The sequence below is a fragment of the Halomonas sp. SpR1 genome (assembly GCF_031010175.1).
Lineage (GTDB): Bacteria > Pseudomonadota > Gammaproteobacteria > Pseudomonadales > Halomonadaceae > Vreelandella.
The window spans coordinates 12,880-31,043 of sequence record NZ_JAUAMB010000003.1 but is presented as its reverse complement, the minus strand read 5'-3'; the positions used below and the strand labels follow the sequence as shown (position 1 = coordinate 31,043).

Sequence of the window (18,164 nt, the reverse complement as noted above, 5' to 3'; positions counted from 1 at the left end):
GCGGAGGCATGTGCTTTTAGTCATCACGCGGTTAGCTGCCAGTACGAAGCTTGCACTTTAAGCCGACATAAAATCATTCCAGCGCCTGACCAAATAGTTATGCTCATCCATGACGGTATTCCACACCGCGATGCGGCTCATTCTTGTCTGGTAGTCTCCGCCGTCGCGGATTTCGCCTCGGTGAATCATATCAGCGGTGCCATCGGGGCCTGGAAGGCTCTTGGCGGCAGGTTTGCCGCCATACCAAAAGTCCCACTCCGCAGCGGAAAGGTGAGGGCGGGTTAGTTCTGGGGTGGAAATGTAATAGCCTTGGCGGGCCATAACGGAACCGGGCCATCCGGAAATCCACCAGTTAAGGTAGTCATAGGCCGCATCTAGCGTGCGCCCCTTCACATGCCGTGAGATTGACATGCCGCCGTACCAGGCGCGGTAGCCCTCTGTGGGGGCCGCCATGCGTACCTTGATGTTGCGTTTTTTGAGATCCGTCATGGCGGGCGACCACAGGCTTTCGATGCCGACCCGGCCGCGTACCATATCGGAAGAGGCTTGATCCTGGTTGCTCCAGAAGGCGCGAAAGTGTTGCTGACGCTTAAGATTGATAAGGCAATCAATCAGGCTGTCGATCTCTGCCAGGCTGAGATTACCCAGGTCTTCGAACTCGACCAGCCCTGCTGCTTTGGCTGCCAGCGCGGCGTCAATGGCGCCGATGGCGCTGTCATTTTGCAGGCTGACCATGCCCTTCCAGCGCTTGTCCAACAACCAGCTCCAGCTCTCTTGGTTGATATCCAGCCCTTTGGGGAGCATGTCGGTGCGATAACCGAAGCTGTCCACATTGTGGCTAACAGGGAGCATGGTGATATGCCCACTTGGGCGAGAACCGTAACTGCCATCGGGTTGGACATAGAGGAGGTTGACCGGGTTACTGCCTGCTCCGAGAGGCGCGTGGGGCGTCAGCCTTCCTATCTTGGGAAGATCATTGATCATATCCCAGTGTTTAATGCGATCCACCTGAATGGGTTGAATCGCATTAGCGGGCCACACAAAGTCCACGTTGTGAAACCATTGGTCATAGATATCGAAGCTGTCAGGAGTTAGCACCCCCGCTTGCTGCGCGGCAACGCCATCGAGCACCTCAAAGGTGAGTCGAAGGCCCAAGTCTTCCCGAGCACGCTTGCGAATGCTTTCAAGCAGTGTTACCGAGGTGCCGAGTACCCTTAGGGTGACTGGGCCTCGCTGCACATAGGGCATGGTTAGCGGTTTGGGGGATGCAGCTTCATGCATGGAATATCCTGGGGCTTGGGTGGTTGCTAACGGCCTTCATGAAGGTCTCCAGCGAGTCTGTCACGCGCTTAGCGGTGATGCCATGGGTGATGAAAATCAGCTCCGATATGCGGTCGTTGTTAGGCCAGTCGCTTACGTGCTCCGGTGGATGAATGGTGTGCTGAACACCGTGGATGATCACCGGGCGGGTATCATCTTTGACATGTAACACGCCTTTAACTCGCATGATTTGACTGCCATGGCGATTGAGCAACATCGAGAGCCAAATGCCAAAGCACGTCCAGTCCACTTCGCCATCAAAGCAGAGGCGAAATGACTGAACATCGCCAAGGTGAGAAACCGCGTCAGGTGCTGGCGGCTTACGCCAGGGCCCAAGCCATGTTTTTACCTCTGAGTAGCTGTAGTGGTCAATGTGAGGGCCGCTACCAAAGAGCTCGTCGCTGGCCTGTTGTAAGGCTTCCTGGCCCAATTGCTGCGCTGCCGGGTTGATGGTGTCAATCAGGCTCTGAACCTCATTAAGCTGGGCTTGATCGACCAGGTCGACCTTGCTGATGACGAGTTTGTCGGCGACGGCAATCTGGGATTTCCACACCGGCTGGAGCTTGCGGCTGGCGGTGGCGTTGAGGGCATCGACCAGGGTGAGGTTTGTGCCTGGGCGCAGATGGTGTCGCAGCACAGGGTCTGCGGTGATCGTTGAGGCGATGGGCCCGGGGTCGGCCAGGCCAGTGGTTTCCAGGATGATGCGCTTGAAAGGCGGAATTTTGCCGTCCTGGCGCTGTGACATCAGGCGTCTTAACGCATCAGACAGTTCGCCACGGATGGTGCAGCAGACACAGCCACTGGAGAGTAGCACGGCATCTTCGGCGATTTCACCCAGCAGGCGGTTGTCCAGGCCCACGTCCCCGAATTCGTTGATCAGCACAGCGCTGTCGCCGAAGTCTTCACTGGCCAGTACCGATTTGAGCAAGGTGGTTTTGCCACTGCCCAGAAAGCCGGATATCACGTGAACCGGTAGCAGCGGCGTCGGGTCGTTCATTGATCGGTTCCTCTCTGGGGCAAGCTAGAAACATCTAAGCATTAGTTTAACGATGCCAGAAAATTTTCATCCAACGGGTCGATGTCGCGCCCGGTCATCAGTTCGGCTTGGCGCCAGATGCCGCCTAGATCCTGGACAATCTCGCGTTTGCCTGTTGCGCTGGCAATCACAAAGCTGGAGGCCTGAAAATCCTCAAGCATAAGGCGATGCGGCTTAAGTACGCGGTTGATCAGTTCTGCCCGGTAGGCTCTGGCGCGGCGGCGTTCGTAGTGAGCCTGCTCTGGGTCTTCAATGTGAGTACTCCAGTGGTTTTCACCGCCGAATACGCCGCATAATCCGCACATAACCGCTCCTTTAACAGTTAATTCAGGTTGGCAACGGGCCTATTGGTGTTCAGTCGAGAGGCCCAAGTGATCGCTGGCGGCAAGGGCTACGCGCATAAGTGCCTCGTCCTCTCCGCAAGGTGCCGTTAGCTGGATACTGGTGTGCTGCTGGCTCTCGTCAACACCGCTAGGCAGTGCGACAGCCGGGGCATCAAGCAGGCTTGCCACCATGCTTAGCCGCAGCGTGGCGAGATTCACTTCAGCAAAGCGTTCCGGGTCATCTTCCAAAGGTGCAAGGAGCGGTGCAGCGTGAGCAACGGTGGGGGAGAGTAGCGTTGCCCCGGCGAGTTCCTGGCGAAGCTGCGTTTGAAGTGCCCGGCGCTGGCGATAAAGCGTCACTATGCTGTCCGGTGCCATCTTCTGGGCACTCAACAGTCGCTGCCGAACTCTGGGATCCATCGCCTCTGCCGCGTCACTTTCCAACAGCTGACGGTACTCGGTGTAAGCTTCTGCTGCGCCCAGCCAGCCGTGCTGTTGAATAAGGTTCAGGGTGTCGCTCACGCTGGCAAGCTTGCGTCTGACCAGGTGAAAGCCTGCATTAACAAGCTGCTCGGCACTGCGCTCCAGGTTTTGACGCACGGCTTCTTCGATACGCTCATCGTCAAGGTAAGAGGTATCCAGCACGATGACCGTGCGCTCGGGGTCAGCAGCCTCCCGCGTTGTGACCTCTTCTCCTCGCATTACATCGTCGATGGCCAAGCAGTCTTGTAGAGAGGTCGCGATGACACCAATGGTGTCCAGGCTATGGGCCAGGGGAGTGACGCCTTGTCGACTATGACGTGCCTGGGATGGGCGATAGGAGGTCAAGCCATTAAAGGCGGCGGGCACACGCAGCGAGCCCGCCGTATCGGTGCCTATCGCTGCAGGCACGATGCCTTTGGCGACGGCCACTCCTGAGCCAGAGCTTGAGCCACCGGGCACCCTGGGCTCTCCCGCTCCTGGCGTGTGGTGAGGCGTGCCATAGTGCGGGTTTAGCCCCAGGCCTGAGTAGGCCAGTTCAGTCAGGTTGGTCTTGCCCAGGCATACCATGCCAGCCGCTGTTGCATGGCGAACCGCCGTGGCATCGTATTTGGCGGGCTTATCTGCGAGTACTCGACTGCCAGCCGTTGTCACGCTCCCTGAGACATCGAACAGATCCTTCCAGGCGATCGGGACACCATCGAGTGGCCCTAGCAAAGCACCGTGCGCTTGTCGCTGTGCAGCGGCCTCGGCCTCGAACATGGCGCGTTCCGGAGTGAGCGATATAAACACTGAGTCGCTGTCTTTAGCCGCCGCCAGGCATTGACGCGTGAGAGTGACAGGGTCGAGCTTGCCATGTTTGATGGCTTCGCCGATGGAAAGGGCAGTGCTTGGGTAATAGGTCATTATAAAAATCCCCCGAGTTGTCTGACTGGCGCTGTAGCGATGGTTATTGCCAGCTTAGCGATCTTCACGCTTAAGCGCAGAGGCCGGGATATCGTTGACCGTCAGGCGCTCGAAGCGTTTCTGCTCGGTGTAGACCCAATTCATGCCTACTGATGTCGCTAGAAAACGGTCATCAAAATTGCTCTCTAGCTCTTCTTGAGGGTAGCTACGCAGGATCCAGGTTTTCATCAGTACCACGTACACCACCAACGCGGTAATGAAGCCAACGGCATAGGCGTACTGTAGGAATATAAGTGCCATGGCTCCACCCACCAGCCAGGCGATAATGCCAGCGGGATTGAAGCCGTTGAAAAAGCGGAACTGTCCTGCGGGATCAAACAGTGCGGGCACATTAAGGCGACGGTGCCGCAAAATGTAGTAATCCGCGACCATAATGCCGCCGACAGCGGAGAGTACCGCGCCATAGTAGCTAAGGAAGGTGAACAAATTGTTCAGAATCAGCCAAGGCATGGAAGCGGTGCCGATAATACCGGCGATAACCAAGGCGACAGGGTAGCTAATACGCGGTGCCCCGGCATTGACGAAGGTAAGGGCGGCCGGAATCAGGTTGGCGGCATTATTGGTTGACCACTGAGCCAGTATCACCATGACCAGTAGCGCCACCATGGTTAAGCCGCCACCCTGGCCTTGAATAACGGTGACGGGGTTCCAGTCTCCTGCCGCGATAAACGATACGCCACCAATCAGAGCAATCCAGGCCTGGGTCGCCGGTAAGGCCAGAAACTGTGCGACGAAGACGTTGCGATTGCGGGCGAAGAAGCTGCGTTCTCCTCCCGGCGTGCGTAGGAAGCGGGTCAAGTTGGGAATATCCACCGCTAGCGCTGACCAAAACGCCATGTTGGCGAAGAATAGCCCCAAAGGCACGACGTTTTGATCGCCAACAAACGTCCAGATATTGGTACCGTTGGTTTCGGCTAACACGTTAAGCGTGAAGTACATCCATACGGAAATGGCGACGATGCAGGGGGCGGCGATAGAGGCCAGTAATTCTACGGCGCGAATGCCAAGCGCGGTGTTAACGATTTGCACGACCGCGAAAAGCACATACCACACTATCCAGTTATCAAACCCCCACAGGTATTCGACAATGCCGTTAAGCGCCAGGGCGCCAAGGTAAGTTTGTACGCCGAACCAAATGGCGGCGACCACCCCGCGGGAGACAGCAGGAAGATGCGTGCCCTTGAGCCCGAAGGGAGCACGTAAATAGACGGCAAAGGAAAGGCCGTGTTCGGTACCGATATCCGCCGTTAGACTCATGACTACGCCAAGCACAAGGTTGGCGAAGAAGATGATGGCCACGACCTGAATCAGTGGTAGGCCAGCAACACCCCCAGCGCCGAGCTGGAAGGTGGCAATGATGACGGCCATGCCGATCCATAACCATATAAAACCAAAGAAACCAATCGTTCGCTGATTTAGCCAGACCGGCAATATGGAGGCTTCCAGCAAGTTCTGGTGGCTATTTGATCCAGCCGACGTTGCTGGTTCGTTGATATCTTTTGTAGATCCCATTGCATTGTTCCCCTGAATTGTTGGTAGTCAGTTTTGGTGACAATGGCGTGCTCATTTTATAATTTATAAAATGTAGTATGGATACAAAAATCATTAGTTAGCAAGGGGACGCACTATAATTCTGTGGCGCAAACTGACCTGAGATAATCTAATATTTTGTTTTTGAATAGAAAAAAATTAAGCAGAATCTTGATGAGTGGCATTCGGGGATGGTGCGTAGGCTGTTGTCGCTTTTGCTCGGCTCAAAAGCCAGGGTAAGAAGTGTTAGGATATAACAATTTGAAGGTACCGTTGCTTAGATGGCGATAGGTAAGCAGGCTTGGTAATAGCTAGTCTTGGTAATAGCTAGTCGTGGTAATAACTAGTCTTGGTAATAACTAGTCTTGGTAATAACTAGGGAAGGATAAGTTTGTGGAGGATGTGGTTCTGACCATTGACGATAGTGCTAACAGCGTTCAAGAAGGGCAAGCTCCACGCTATGCCAAGATTCAAGAATCGTTACGTGATGCCATTCAGTCTCAGCGTGTGCCGCCCAGCTTGGTACTGCTTGAGGGGCCGCTGGCGAGAATGTATGGAACCAGTCGCGGGCCAGTGCGCAAGGCACTTGAGCTGTTGCATCAAGAGGGGGTGATTAGTCGCTTTGAGGGGCGTGGTTTTTTGGCAACGTCTGAGGCCGAAACGGTCACGCCGGAGCGTCAGACGCTGACGCCGGAAATGCTGGGTCTCGCCTCTGACTATAAGTCCCAGATTGATGCCCGCCCGATCTCTGATCGTATATATGCCGAGGTGGAGGAGGCGGTTGCCACCTGCTTAGCCTTTGGTCACTTTCGCATCGTTGAGACGGCGCTTAGCGACTATTATGGCGTCAGTCGTACCGTTGCCCGGCAAGTGCTGGGACGCCTTCGTAACCAAAGGCTGGTGGAAAAAGATAATTACTCCCACTGGCTGGCGGGCCCCCTGACCGCCCAGGCAGTAGCTGAAGATTTCGAAATTCGTGCGCTGCTTGAACCGGCGGCGCTTAGGGCGTCAGGGCCTCTGCTGGATAAAGCTGAATTAGAGGCTATGAAAGCAAGCATTCAGCGTTTGATTGATCATCCTGAGCAGCAGAGTGCTGAGTCGATTACACGCCTTGAGCAAGATTTGCATCAGCGGTGCCTGCGTTACTACCGAAACCGCAAAGCTTGCGAGATGATTGCTCAGAGCCAACTGCCGGTCATCGTAAACCGCATGTTTTTTCAGACGGTCGGAGTTCCCCCGAACGAACCCCTTTTGAGAGAGCACCAGCTGGTGCTTGACCATCTCTTGTTTGGTGCTTTCGATGCTGCCGCTTCAAGTTTGCAAGCACATCTCCAGGCGGCTGCCGAGCGTACCCGGCGCCGGTTAAAGGTATTGTCCGTTTTTCCCGAGCCAGACCTCCCGCCTTACCTGCTCAAAATTACTTGAGTCCCTCTCTTCCAGCACCCTGCTGTCCTGTTGCGTATAGGGCAGTGCTGAGTGGTTGACGCCATCTTATAAAACGAAGATTGGATTCATTGGTCAAAATGATGCCCATTTTTGGGGCATTTAATTATTTTCCATCTCTTGTTCGAAGATGTGCTGCACCAAGCGGCCTGGATTTTTGTGAGCTAAATTTATGAATTTATCGAGTAAATGGCCCTATTTTCGGGTTTTTTAGCGCATTTTTGCTTTTTTGGTGCAGCTATAAGTGATGTGTTGGGCTTTTTTAGCAGTCGAGAATGTGTTGTTGACACAAATGACCTTTGTGTCCAGTCTTCAATTTATGGCGTTTGGTGATAGTGATCATTCGCCTGCTGCAAGCACACCATATCCAAGTACCAATAACGAGGTGTTCAAAATGGCTAAAAAAGAGATTCTCTGCGCATTTGGTGTTGACGTTGATGCCGTCGCTGGCTGGCTGGGGTCGTACGGTGGTGAGGATTCGCCTGACGATATTTCCCGCGGTTTGTTTGCGGGTGAGGTGGGGGCACCGCGCCTGCTTAAACTCTTTGAGCGCTACAACCTGAAGACGACCTGGTTCATTCCCGGCCACAGCATTGAGACCTTTCCGGAGCAGATGAAAGCCGTCGTTGATGCCGGTCACGAGGTTGGTGTTCATGGCTATAGCCATGAAAACCCGATCGCTATGACGCGAGAGCAAGAGCGGGACGTGCTCGACTACAACATCGAGCTGGTCACCAAGCTATCCGGCAAGCGGCCGACAGGCTATGTGGCCCCGTGGTGGGAGTTCAGTCCGGTCACCAATGAGCTTTTACTTGAGCGTGGCATCAAGTATGACCACAGCTTAATGCACAATGATTTCCACCCCTACTACGTACGCGTTGGCGATTCTTGGACCAAGATCGATTACTCCAAGCCAGCAAAAGAGTGGATGAAGCCGCTGGTTCGCGGCAAAGAAACCGATTTGATCGAGATTCCTGCCAACTGGTATCTCGATGACCTCCCGCCAATGATGTTCATCAAAAAGTCCCCCAACAGCCATGGCTTTGTTAGCCCTCGTCATTTGGGTGAAATGTGGCAAGACCAGTTTGATTGGGTCTACCGCGAGAACGACTACGCGGTGTTTACCATGACCATTCACCCTGATGTTTCGGGCCGCCCTCAAGTGCTGATGATGCTTGAGCGTCTGATTGAACATATGCAGAGCCACGAGGGTGTGCGCTTCTGTACCTTCGATGAGATTGCTGATGACTTCGCTAAGCGCAGCTGATGCCGATAGGCATTACGAATAATACAAAACGATAATTGAAAAGAGGGTGACGTCGATGGCTGAGCCAAATTCAAATACAACTTCCGAGGCAAGTCAGCACACTGACGAACCCTGGAATGCTGTCATCACCAAAAAACAGATCGGCTACGCCTCGCTGGTTTGTTTCATTGCCTGGGTGGCGTCGGTCTACGACTACACCCTGTTTGGAACTCTGCTGCCTGTCATTGCTGAGGACTTTGGTTGGAGTGCGGCTAAAGCCACTGCCATCAATACTTTTGCAACGATAGGCGTATTTTTGGTTTCGCTGGTAGTCGGCTTCATGCTTGATCGTTATGGGCGCAAGAAAACGCTGATTTTACTGGTGATCGGTGGGGCAGTGAGTTCTGGGCTATCGGGTGTCGCCATGGGAGCGGCTTCGATGGTTATTATTCGTGCCTTCTCTGGCTTTGCGGTTTCAGAAGAGGTGGTAAACGCCGTTTATCTCAATGAGATCTATAAGAAGGCCAAGGGGCGTGGCTTCATGTACAGCCTGGTACAGAGTGGCTGGCCCGTGGGTGCTCTACTCGCGGCAGGTATGACCTCACTGTTATTGCCCGTAGTGGGCTGGCGCGGCAGTTTCTTTGTAGCTGCTTGTGCCTCGATTATTGTTATCGTTATGGCGGTTAAGTTGCCTGAATCTCCAGTGTTTGCGGCTATTAAAGAAGTAGAACGTCGTCGTAAGGCTGGAGACGCAGCAGGCGCCGCAAAGTTGGCTGCTGAGCAAGATATTGAGGTCGACACTGGAAATAATCAGGGCCTAAAGGGCGTTTTTTCACCAGAATTGCGCCGTCATACCATCTCGCTATCGTTGGTCTGGCTATTCAGCTGGATGGCCATTCAAGTCTTTGCGGTGCTGGGCACTACAGTATTAGTTGAAGCGAAAGGGGTTAGTTTTGAAAACTCTCTTTACGTGTTGATTCTGGCTAACGCAGTGGGTTTTGTAGGCTACCTGAGCCATGGCTGGATGGGGGATCGTGTGGGTCGCCGCAACACCGTTTTAGTTGGGTTCCTGCTGGGCGGTTTGGCCAGCATCGTTATGTTGCTTGGCCCGGCCAATGACAGCTTTATCTACATGATGTACGCCGTCACGCTGTTTTTCCTGCTAGGCCCTTTTGCCGCAATCCTGTTCTATATGGGCGAGTCTTTCCCCGCGCACGTTCGCGGCACGGGGACTAACGTGGCTCACGTAATGGCCCCGGTAGGCGCGATTATCGGTTCAGGCTTGGTGTCCATACTGCTGACGATTGGCGTCAGTATGATTTGGGCAGCGATTTTAGCGGGCTCTTTGCCTTTAGTTCTCAGTGGCTTGCTGATGTTCGGTACGCGCCATGTGGATCATCTTGAAAATGACCCTATTGAGGAGGCCGTAGCATGAGCGTATTAACCCGCGACGATGGCTTGGCAGGCAAGGTGGCTATCATTTCAGGTGCCGCTAGTGGCATTGGTCAAGCCCTTGCCGTCAGCTATGCCAAGGCAGGCGTGAAGGTAGTGGCAGGCTACTACCCGAACGATCCCCACGATGTAGAGGAAACGGTTTTCGCTGTAAAAGCCATTGGCGGCGAGTGTGTGGCGGTTGCATTAGATGTGAGAGACGCTAATCAATGCGATCACTTTGCGCAGACGGCCATCGACACCTTTGGCGCCCTGCATATCGTTGTTGCCGGGGCAGGCATTCTTCGCCAGGCACCACTAGGCGAGCTTACCGATCAAGCATGGGACGACATGCTATCCGTAGACTTGACGGGGGTAATGAGAGTCTTCCGTAGCGCTTCCAAGTTGATGCATGAAGGGGGCGCTATGGTGGCAATTTCCTCTATCGCAGGGGGCGTGTATGGATGGGATAACCACGCCCATTATGCGGCAGCCAAAAGTGGCTTAGTAGGCTTAGTAAAGTCTCTGGCGGTTGAACTTGCCCCTCGCGGTATTCGTGTTAACACCCTGATTCCCGGGCTGATCGAGACGCCTCAGTCGTTGGATCCGGTTAATTCGCTGGGGCCTGACGGGTTAGCGGCAGCCAGTAAATCAATCCCCTTGGGGCGTGTGGGGTATGCCGATGAAGCTGCCCGTACGGCACGTTTTCTGAGCAGTGACGATGCAGCCTACGTAACAGGCCAGCAACTAGTGGTCGATGGCGGCTTGACTGTTCGTTGGCCGAGCTAATCGTCTGCCTATGAAGCGAGGAGCACTCCTCGCTTCTCTATTAAATAAGCTGAGTGATCCTTATGACTAAAAAACTTCAGGGAAAAGTTGCCCTTGTCGTGGGTGGCGCTAGCGGCATCGGCCGGGCTATTGCGGAGTGTTTTTATGCCGAAGGGGCTACCGTTGCCTTGGCTGATCGCAATCGTGACGCATGCGAAGAAATAGCCGTATTACTTGGAAACAGTGCAACTCACCATGGTGTCGATGTCGCTGATGAGTCTTCAGTTCAGCTGATGGTGGGCGAGGTGATCAATCATCACCAGGCTATCGATGTGCTGGTCAATTGCGCGGGCATTCTCGATGAAACGCCTTTCTTGGAAATGTCTGCTGAGACGTTCGATCGAATGATCAGTATTAACTTGCGCGGCGCTTTCCTGGTTGGGCGCTATGTTGCTGCGGAAATGGTTAAACAAAAAAGCGGTCGGATCATCAATATCTCCTCTCAGCTAGCACTCAAGGGAGGCGTGGGTTTATCACACTACTGCTCAGCGAAGGCGGGGCTATTGGGGCTAACTAAATCGATGGCGAGAGAGTTAGCACCCTATGGGATTCTTACCAACGCCATCGCCCCAGGCCCTATTCTAACGCCGATGTTAGAAGGGCTTAGTAAAGAGTGGGTGGCCAATAAGGAAGCCGAACTTCCTCTCGGTCGGTTTGGAACAGCAGAAGAAGTGGCGCCCACGGCGCTTATGCTCGCTGCCTCCCCCGATGGCGATCTTTACCTTGGGCAAACGCTTGGGCCTAACAGTGGCGACGTCATGTAGCGGGCTGACAATAGACTTATGCTAAGCCTTATTTTTGTAAAGTGGTTTTCCACCACGTTAGTGGTGGTCTGCGTGTCACTGGCAGCTGTTCGTCTGGGCCCTAAGGTTGGCGGTGTTTTGGCAGGTACGCCAATAGTGCTGGGCCCTGGCTACTTTTTCATGATTCGCGAGCAATCCGACTCATTCGTCGCTGATGCGGCACTGGGCTCTTTGCATGCTATGTTAGCGACGTTGATATTCTGTCTTAGCTACGTGCTGCTTGCTAAACGATTGGGGGCTTTTGCGAGTGTTGCTTGCTCTGCATTTATTTGGATCCTGGCCTCAGCAATAGCGGATCAACTGCCAGGAGGCGTTCTCCTAGCCTTGGCGCTTTTTGGCGTAACGTTACTGTTTTCGCGGGTTTACATTAATTCCATCGGACTTTCTTCCAAAACCGTTTCGGCGCCCGTACGTTGGGGAGACTTGCTCGTTCGTGGTGTGTTAGCGGGAGGTGTTGTCTGTTTAGCGACAATTCTATTGGTGAATGTCGATCCTGCTATCTCGGGTATTGTGCTGAGTTTCCCCATCGGCATGTTAACCATTGCGCTGACGCTTCATCAGCGGTATGGGGTTGAAGTAGCGCGGGTTACGTTAGCCAATACTCAGCTTGGAATGCTCAGCTTGGTAGCGTTTTGTGCTGTGTTAAGTGTCAGTATAGAATTATTGCCTTCCGGTTTTGCATTTTGGCTTTCATTGTTTTTATCGCTTTTCGTTAGCACTTTTCTATGGGGTTTCAGTAGGCTGGAGGATAGTCGGAGAGCTGTTTATAAGTCCTGAGGTGAAGGCAAAAGTGGTGAGTAGCACAATGATGGAAACGCCCTCAGCTCACTCGTTGCCTAGGAACCTGACGCAGATGGCTAGCTGTTTGACCGCCAGGCAGGGCGGCAATCATATCAGCGGCCTCTAGCAGTTTCGGTAGGTCAATACCGGTAGTGACTCCACCGCCATGTAGGGCATATAGCAGATCCTCTGTGGCGGTGTTGCCCGTTGCACCCGGTGCGAATGGACATCCACCAAGTCCTGCGCAAGCAGTATCGACTGCTGTGGCGCCATGGCTTATGGCGAAAAGGGCATTAGCTACCCCCATGCCAAAAGTATCATGGCCGTGGAAGGCCCAGTTCACTCCTATGCTGGCATGCCGTTCGCGCAATTGCTTGAAATAGTCGGCTACTTGGTAAGGTGTGGTTCGACCGGTCGTGTCACAAAGCGCTACCTCTATGGGCAAGTCGCCAACAAGTTCTAGTGCGCTGCTAAGAATACGATCAACTTGTTGCCAGCTAATGGTGCCCTCAAAGGGGCAGTCGAAGCTGGTGCCAAGGTCGAGGCGCAACCGGCTCCCTTCGATCTGTCGTACACGCTCAATCACCCTGCGCAGCTCTTGTAGTGAATCGGTGGTGCTGCGCCGTACGTTGCTTTGGTTGTGGGTTTCCGATACTGAGATGACATAGACGATTTCGCGAATGCCGTGCTCCAACGCTAGCTCGGCCCCCTTTAGATTAGGCACCAGCGCAGAGAAACGCACCTCTGGCCGGTTAGCAAACGCTTCCACCAACTGGCCGGTATCGGCCATCTGGGGAATGGCCTTTGGGCTTACAAAGGAACCAATCTCCAGGCGAGTGACTCCTGCCTCGAGTAGCGCCTGGATACAGCGCTGCTTATCGGCAGTGGGCAGTCTGTCGCGTATCGACTGAAAGCCGTCACGTGGCGCAACCTCGACAAGTTCAATACTGGATGGCGGCGATAGGGTTGTCATTATGCGTTCTCCATCTCCTCATCGTTATTAGGGCCAAGGCGCTTAGCGGCATAGGCTGCGTCAATGAGGAATTGTAATCCTAGCGCGGCGAACCCGATCGGTAGCAGTGCATAGGGGTAAACCATTGGCGTTCCTAGCGAGCTTGAAACACGCTCGCTGTACTCAAACGCCTGCATCGCCATGATGCCGCCACGCCATACAAGAATGATGCAAAACAGCGTGCCCATCAGTCCCGTCGTCAGGTCGATCAAGGCGCGGATGCGCGCGGGCAGCTTATCTTTAAAGAAGGTAATCCGGATATGGGCGTCGTGGCGCTGTGCTTCAGCAGCGCCAATCACCGCTAAGTAGACCAGCAGAAAGGAGTTGATCTCCAGGCTCCAGCTAGTAGGGGCCGCAAAGACATATCGCATGGTGGCGTCATAGCAGATAGACACCACCATGAAGACCAACACCGCCATTGATGTCCAGCGTAGGACGGCCAGTAGGCCGTCCCAGCTACGCATTGCCATTGTGGTCATTTTGCTCTCCCTCAAGCGTTGCCAAGGGCCAGCGCAATGGCGCGATTGCCGACCTCCCCGCCGACTTCTCCCTTCCAGTGATCCCAGACATCCTGGACACCGGCATTAAAGATCTCAAGGTCCTCATCTGAAGGCTCGACAATCTCCACGCCTGCCTCCTCGACCTGGGGCCAGTACTCGTTGGGGTAGATATCGTTGTTGCAGTGCTCAATGAAGTTCTCATCGTACCAGTCGGCTGCCTGCTGCAAGATGGCACGCGCCTCATCGTCAAGGTTGTCCCAGGTGTCCCGCAGCATAAAGGGGGCAACTGAGAACCCGGTGATTGGCAGCTTGTAGCAGACCTTTAACTGCTCATGGAGGCTGCGGCCGATAACCGTCGAAATATTAAACACCCCTGCGTCGACGGTTCCCCGCTGTAGCGCCATGTAGGTCTCGGAGGAAGGAATGCGGGTCGCCCCCACGTTGTAAGGCTCAAAGGCTTTTGTCGCCTCAAAACCGACGATGCGAACCTTCTTCCCGCGGACATCGTCGAGCCGGCGGATGGGGCTAGCCTCGGTGCTCCATAGATACTCCGGTTCAAGGATGCCGCCACCGGAGGTGAGCATGTAGAGATTGTCCTCGGCCAGCACCTCGTTGATTAGCTCCATCAGCGGGCTGCCTTGGCGCAGGCGCTCTGGATGGCGATAGAGCTCGCCTACCACTCCAGGCAAACCAGTGACGCCCAGTATCGGGATGGAACGGGTGACGTAGGAGAAGGTATGGAACATGAAATCTATGCTGCGCGACCGCAGCGCTGGCAGCTGTTCGTCTACTTTGAGCAGTTGGCCAGAGTCGTAGAACTCCACCGAGAGGCTATCGCCTCCCTGCTCTTTGAGCATCTCCACAAAGCGATTGGAGCCATAGGTTAGCGCCTTGTAGGAGTCGGGCAGGTAGGTGACACCCGTCAACGTGGTGGCAGCGTAGCTGCGGGGGGCCAGCAGACTCTGGGTGCCGAACAGCGTGGCACCGGCGGTGGCAAAGGTGCCGTACTTCAACACTTGGCGGCGGGACAGTGTCATGATGAATCTCCTGATTGTTGTTGTAAGCGTCTTGCATTAGCGCCTGTTGTGAAGGTCTGTTGCCATCGATCATGGCAAACGTTCACTGCACTGACGTTGAAACACCGGGTCTACATTAGCCCCGGTAACCACAGGCTGAGGCCAGGGAAGAACACAAACAGCATCAGCACGAGGAACTGCACGGCGACAAAGGGCAGTGCGCTTTTGATGATTTCTTCCACCGAGAGCTCGGGGCAGACCCCGCGCAGCGCGTAGAGGTTGAGCCCCACCGGAGGAGTGACCACGGCAATCTCAAGGTTGAGTACCATCACGATACCGAACCACAGCGGGTCGTAGCCCAGCGCGGTGACCAGTGGCAGCAGGACCGGGGTGGTCACCACGATTAGCGACACGGCATCGACTATCATGCCCAGCAGGATCAGCAGCAGCATTACCGCCACTAGGATTGCCCAGGCGGGGAGGCCGGTGGCGGTGAGTGCCTCGGTGAGGAGCTGCGGTACCCGCACCATGTTGAGATAGTCGCCGAAGATCTTGGCACAGCCGATAATGAGTAGAATGGCACCGCTGATGCGCGCCGTCGTTGCCAGTATCTCCAGGAACTTGCGCCAACTGAGGCTGCGAAATATCAGGGTGGCGATCAAAAAGGCACCACCCGCGCCAATGCCAGCGGCTTCGCTGGGCGTGGCGAGGCCCGAGTAGATCGAACCCAGCACGGCCACCACCAGCAGCGCGGCGTGCCAGATGTTAGCCAGGCTCGCCCAGCGCTCTTTCCAGGTAAAGCGCTCTTGACTGGCTGGCGCCTCTTCAGGGTTCAGCCGCACTCGAATGTAGATGAACAGTGATAGCGCGAAGGCGAGCACAATGCCGGGAACGATGCCGCCGATAAAGAGATCAGCTACGGATACGCTAGACACTGCGCCATAGATAATAAAGGGCACGCTAGGAGGAATCAGCATGGCCAGGGCACCCGCACTAACGACGGCACCTGCGGCCAACGATCGGCTATAACCGCGCTGAAGCATCTGCGGTACGGCAATGGATCCCACTGCCGCAACGCCCGCTAGGCTGACCCCGGATACGGCGCCGAACATGGCCGAAGCGCCCACCGAAGAGATCGCCAGGCTGCCACGCAGCCAGTTGAGCCAGCGCACGGCGGCAGTAAAAAGACTAGCCCCCACCGGTGTCGCGCCCAACAAGTTCCCCATCAAAATAAAAAGGGGCAGGGCAATCAGCTCGAAGGCATTAAGCTGACCAAACAGTGACGTGGGAGCGAAAAAAAACGCCATTGAGCCACGCGCCATATAGAGGCCAGCTAACCCAGATAAGCCCAGGGCTAGGAAAATGGGGAAACCGACAATAATCAGCCCGACTAAAATGGCAAGAACGATAATGGGATCCATGATGCTCTCCCCCCTCAGATCACGTTGTCGGTGCGAAGAGCGTCGAGGGTATCGGTTGAGAACGCCAACCAGTCGGTAAGGACTGTATGGGTATGCTCGCCCAGGGCAGGGCCGACGCTACGTATACTGCCTGGGGTGCTAGAGAGCCGCGGGAAAACATTCTGCATCGGGAGTGGGTGACCATGGCGATCAGGCACTTCTACGATGGACTCACGCGCTTGGAAATGTGGATCGTCAAGCATATCGGGGGCTCGGTAGACTAGCCCTGCTGGCACTCCCGCCTTGGCGAGGATATCTACGATATGAGAAGCGTCGTGCTGCTGGGTCCAGGCGGCAACAAGGTCGTCGATAGTCTGCTGGTTCTCCCCGCGTGCCCGATGGGTCGCGTAGTCTGGGTGGTCGGCTAGTCGAGGTTGCCCCATGGCCTCACAGAGGCGGCGGAAGACGGTGTCTTGATTGGCACCGATAATAACGTCGCGCCCGTCACGGGCTGGGTAAGCATTTGAGGGAGCAATTTTGGGCAAGAAACTGCCGCTACGTTCGCGGACTTTTCCAGCGCGAGCATACTCAGGAATTAAGTTCTCCATCATCGCCAGTACAGACTCGAATATCGAGCTATCGACTACTTGTCCTTGACCGCTCCGCTCGCGCTGGTGAAGGGCCATCATGGTGCCTAGTGCGGCATGCAAGCCCGCCAGTGTGTCGCCGATTGAGATGCCAACGCGCACTGGGGGGCGATCAGGATAGCCGCTTAAGTAGCGTAGCCCACCCATGGCTTCGCATACTGAAGCGAACCCAGCCCGGGTTGCATAGGGGCCATCTTGGCCAAAGCCTGTGACCCGCACCATGACCAGCTTTGGGTTGTGGCGGGAGAGTTCTTGGTAGCTTAGTCCCCAGCGCTCCATCGTGCCGGGGCGAAAGTTTTCGATGATAACATCAGCATGCGTCGCTAGTTGACGCAGTACGTCCTGTCCGCGGGGCTGGCGGAGGTCGAGGGTCAGCGACTGCTTGTTGCGGCCAATGACGTTCCACCACAAAGGGTCACCACTCACCCGGTCGGCTTCTCCCCACTGCCGCATCGCATCCCCCTTGCCAGGAGGCTCGACTTTCACCACATCAGCACCAAAGTCGGCAAGCACTTGGCCGCAATAGGGCCCTGCAATCAGTTGCCCCAGCTCAAGAACTTTAATGTTCTCAAGGGGGAGAGGAGAGGGCGTGTCTTGTTGTTTCATTGTTGTTCTTAGGCCTCTTTATGATTACTCAATGCCCCTCTAACTGGAGGGGATGTTGGGGTGAGGGACGTGCAGTGCCTGGGCAGCCAGCAAATGGGCGCGCATTACGTTCTCAGCCCACTCGGGGCTGCCCGCCGTGATGGCCTCCAGAATCTCGCGATGGTGACGCATGCTTCTACGCAGGTTGGCAAGGTCATAGTTGCCGAAATTACGATGGATGACTGATGTGCGAACAACGTTTTCGAGCAAGTTAGCTAAACGGTGATTGTTGCTGGCGAGAATAAGGGTTCGGTGAAATTCGTGATTGAGTGACGCAATGTCGCTGCGTGATTCAGTGTTTGTGTTGACCTGTTCAGTGAGGGATTCCATTTGGGTCGCTAGGGCTTCTAAAGACTTAAAACACGACTTGCTTATCTGTGTGGAGGCTAAGCGAACCGCTAAGGGCTCTAGCACCAGACGTAATTCGAATACTTCGCACGCATCTTTAGCCGTCCAAGCCACCACGCGTGAACCACGGTGGGGAATGGCTTCGAGCCAACCTTCCGACACCAGCTCCCGCAGCGCCTCACGCACGGGTGTACGGCTGACGTTTAACTCACTGGCTACACTCGTTTCACGAAGGTAATCATTTGCCTGGTAATGACCATTTAGAATCCGCTGCTTGATTACATCATGGACTCTAGCCGTGGCGGTCTGAACCACGCTTGAAGTGTATGTGGATATAGCATCCATCCGTTAGGCACCCTAAGTTGCATACAATACTTAAGGTAGACCATTATTTTTGCGTAAAATGATTA

17 protein-coding genes are annotated in these 18,164 nt (G+C 54.9%); 6 read left to right on the top strand and 11 right to left on the bottom strand.

Annotated elements, in window-relative coordinates; translation table 11 throughout:
• Window positions 1-57: 57 nt before the first annotated feature.
• From QT231_RS03275 to QT231_RS03255, 5 genes are read right to left on the bottom strand one after another with little or no spacing between them, the layout of a single operon-like run.
• Window positions 58-1,281, bottom strand: coding sequence for an extracellular solute-binding protein (locus QT231_RS03275; protein ID WP_308335503.1), 1,224 nt, complete (start codon window positions 1,279-1,281; stop codon window positions 58-60).
• The gene (locus tag QT231_RS03270) at window positions 1,274-2,317 is read right to left on the bottom strand and encodes a GTP-binding protein (RefSeq protein WP_308335502.1); all 1,044 of its coding nucleotides are present in this window, start codon (window positions 2,315-2,317) and stop codon (window positions 1,274-1,276) included. Before QT231_RS03270 ends, QT231_RS03275 begins: the two co-directional genes overlap by 8 nt.
• Before the next feature lie 41 nt (window positions 2,318-2,358).
• Window positions 2,359-2,661: a hypothetical protein gene (locus tag QT231_RS03265; protein WP_308335501.1), complete on the bottom strand. Its 303-nt coding sequence runs from the start codon at window positions 2,659-2,661 to the stop codon at window positions 2,359-2,361.
• A 39-nt stretch (window positions 2,662-2,700) separates the two neighbouring features.
• The gene (locus QT231_RS03260; protein WP_308335500.1) at window positions 2,701-4,065 is read right to left on the bottom strand and encodes an amidase family protein; all 1,365 of its coding nucleotides are present in this window, start codon (window positions 4,063-4,065) and stop codon (window positions 2,701-2,703) included.
• A gap of 54 nt (window positions 4,066-4,119) precedes the next feature.
• Window positions 4,120-5,637, bottom strand: coding sequence for an NCS1 family transporter (locus tag QT231_RS03255; protein WP_308335499.1), 1,518 nt, complete (start codon window positions 5,635-5,637; stop codon window positions 4,120-4,122).
• Window positions 5,638-6,048: 411 nt separating this feature from the next.
• Here QT231_RS03255 and QT231_RS03250 point away from each other — a divergent pair, with 411 nt between their 5' ends.
• From QT231_RS03250 to QT231_RS03225, 6 genes are all read left to right on the top strand, one after another.
• Window positions 6,049-7,080 carry a GntR family transcriptional regulator gene (locus tag QT231_RS03250; protein WP_308335498.1) on the top strand — a complete coding sequence of 344 codons (1,032 nt, stop codon included), beginning with the start codon at window positions 6,049-6,051 and terminating at the stop codon, window positions 7,078-7,080.
• Window positions 7,081-7,492: 412 nt separating this feature from the next.
• On the top strand, window positions 7,493-8,365 hold the full coding sequence (locus QT231_RS03245; protein ID WP_308335497.1) for a polysaccharide deacetylase: 873 nt from the start codon (window positions 7,493-7,495) through the stop codon (window positions 8,363-8,365).
• A gap of 55 nt (window positions 8,366-8,420) precedes the next feature.
• Window positions 8,421-9,779, top strand: coding sequence for an MFS transporter (locus QT231_RS03240; RefSeq protein WP_308335496.1), 1,359 nt, complete (start codon window positions 8,421-8,423; stop codon window positions 9,777-9,779).
• Entirely contained in the window at window positions 9,776-10,564 is a 789-nt protein-coding gene (locus tag QT231_RS03235) for an SDR family NAD(P)-dependent oxidoreductase (protein WP_308335495.1), read from the top strand. The genes QT231_RS03240 and QT231_RS03235 overlap by 4 nt, the downstream gene beginning before the upstream one ends.
• Window positions 10,565-10,626: 62 nt before the next feature.
• Entirely contained in the window at window positions 10,627-11,367 is a 741-nt protein-coding gene (locus tag QT231_RS03230; RefSeq protein WP_308335494.1) for a 3-oxoacyl-ACP reductase family protein, read from the top strand.
• A gap of 72 nt (window positions 11,368-11,439) precedes the next feature.
• On the top strand, window positions 11,440-12,183 hold the full coding sequence (locus QT231_RS03225; RefSeq protein WP_308335493.1) for a hypothetical protein: 744 nt from the start codon (window positions 11,440-11,442) through the stop codon (window positions 12,181-12,183).
• A gap of 43 nt (window positions 12,184-12,226) precedes the next feature.
• On the opposite strand, the gene QT231_RS03220 is transcribed toward QT231_RS03225, so the two are convergent.
• From QT231_RS03220 to QT231_RS03195, 6 genes are all read right to left on the bottom strand, one after another.
• The gene (locus QT231_RS03220) at window positions 12,227-13,159 is read right to left on the bottom strand and encodes a hydroxymethylglutaryl-CoA lyase (RefSeq protein ID WP_308335492.1); all 933 of its coding nucleotides are present in this window, start codon (window positions 13,157-13,159) and stop codon (window positions 12,227-12,229) included.
• A complete protein-coding gene (locus QT231_RS03215; protein WP_308335491.1) occupies window positions 13,159-13,677 on the bottom strand; it encodes a TRAP transporter small permease in 519 nt (172 codons plus the stop codon). Before QT231_RS03215 ends, QT231_RS03220 begins: the two co-directional genes overlap by 1 nt.
• Window positions 13,678-13,688: 11 nt before the next feature.
• The gene (locus QT231_RS03210; RefSeq protein ID WP_308335490.1) at window positions 13,689-14,735 is read right to left on the bottom strand and encodes a TRAP transporter substrate-binding protein DctP; all 1,047 of its coding nucleotides are present in this window, start codon (window positions 14,733-14,735) and stop codon (window positions 13,689-13,691) included.
• Window positions 14,736-14,845: 110 nt separating this feature from the next.
• The gene (locus QT231_RS03205; protein ID WP_308335489.1) at window positions 14,846-16,135 is read right to left on the bottom strand and encodes a TRAP transporter large permease; all 1,290 of its coding nucleotides are present in this window, start codon (window positions 16,133-16,135) and stop codon (window positions 14,846-14,848) included.
• 14 nt (window positions 16,136-16,149) lie between these two features.
• Window positions 16,150-17,367 carry a CaiB/BaiF CoA-transferase family protein gene (locus QT231_RS03200; RefSeq protein WP_308335488.1) on the bottom strand — a complete coding sequence of 406 codons (1,218 nt, stop codon included), beginning with the start codon at window positions 17,365-17,367 and terminating at the stop codon, window positions 16,150-16,152.
• A 39-nt stretch (window positions 17,368-17,406) separates the two neighbouring features.
• Entirely contained in the window at window positions 17,407-18,099 is a 693-nt protein-coding gene (locus tag QT231_RS03195; protein ID WP_308335487.1) for a GntR family transcriptional regulator, read from the bottom strand.
• Window positions 18,100-18,164: the final 65 nt, after the last annotated feature.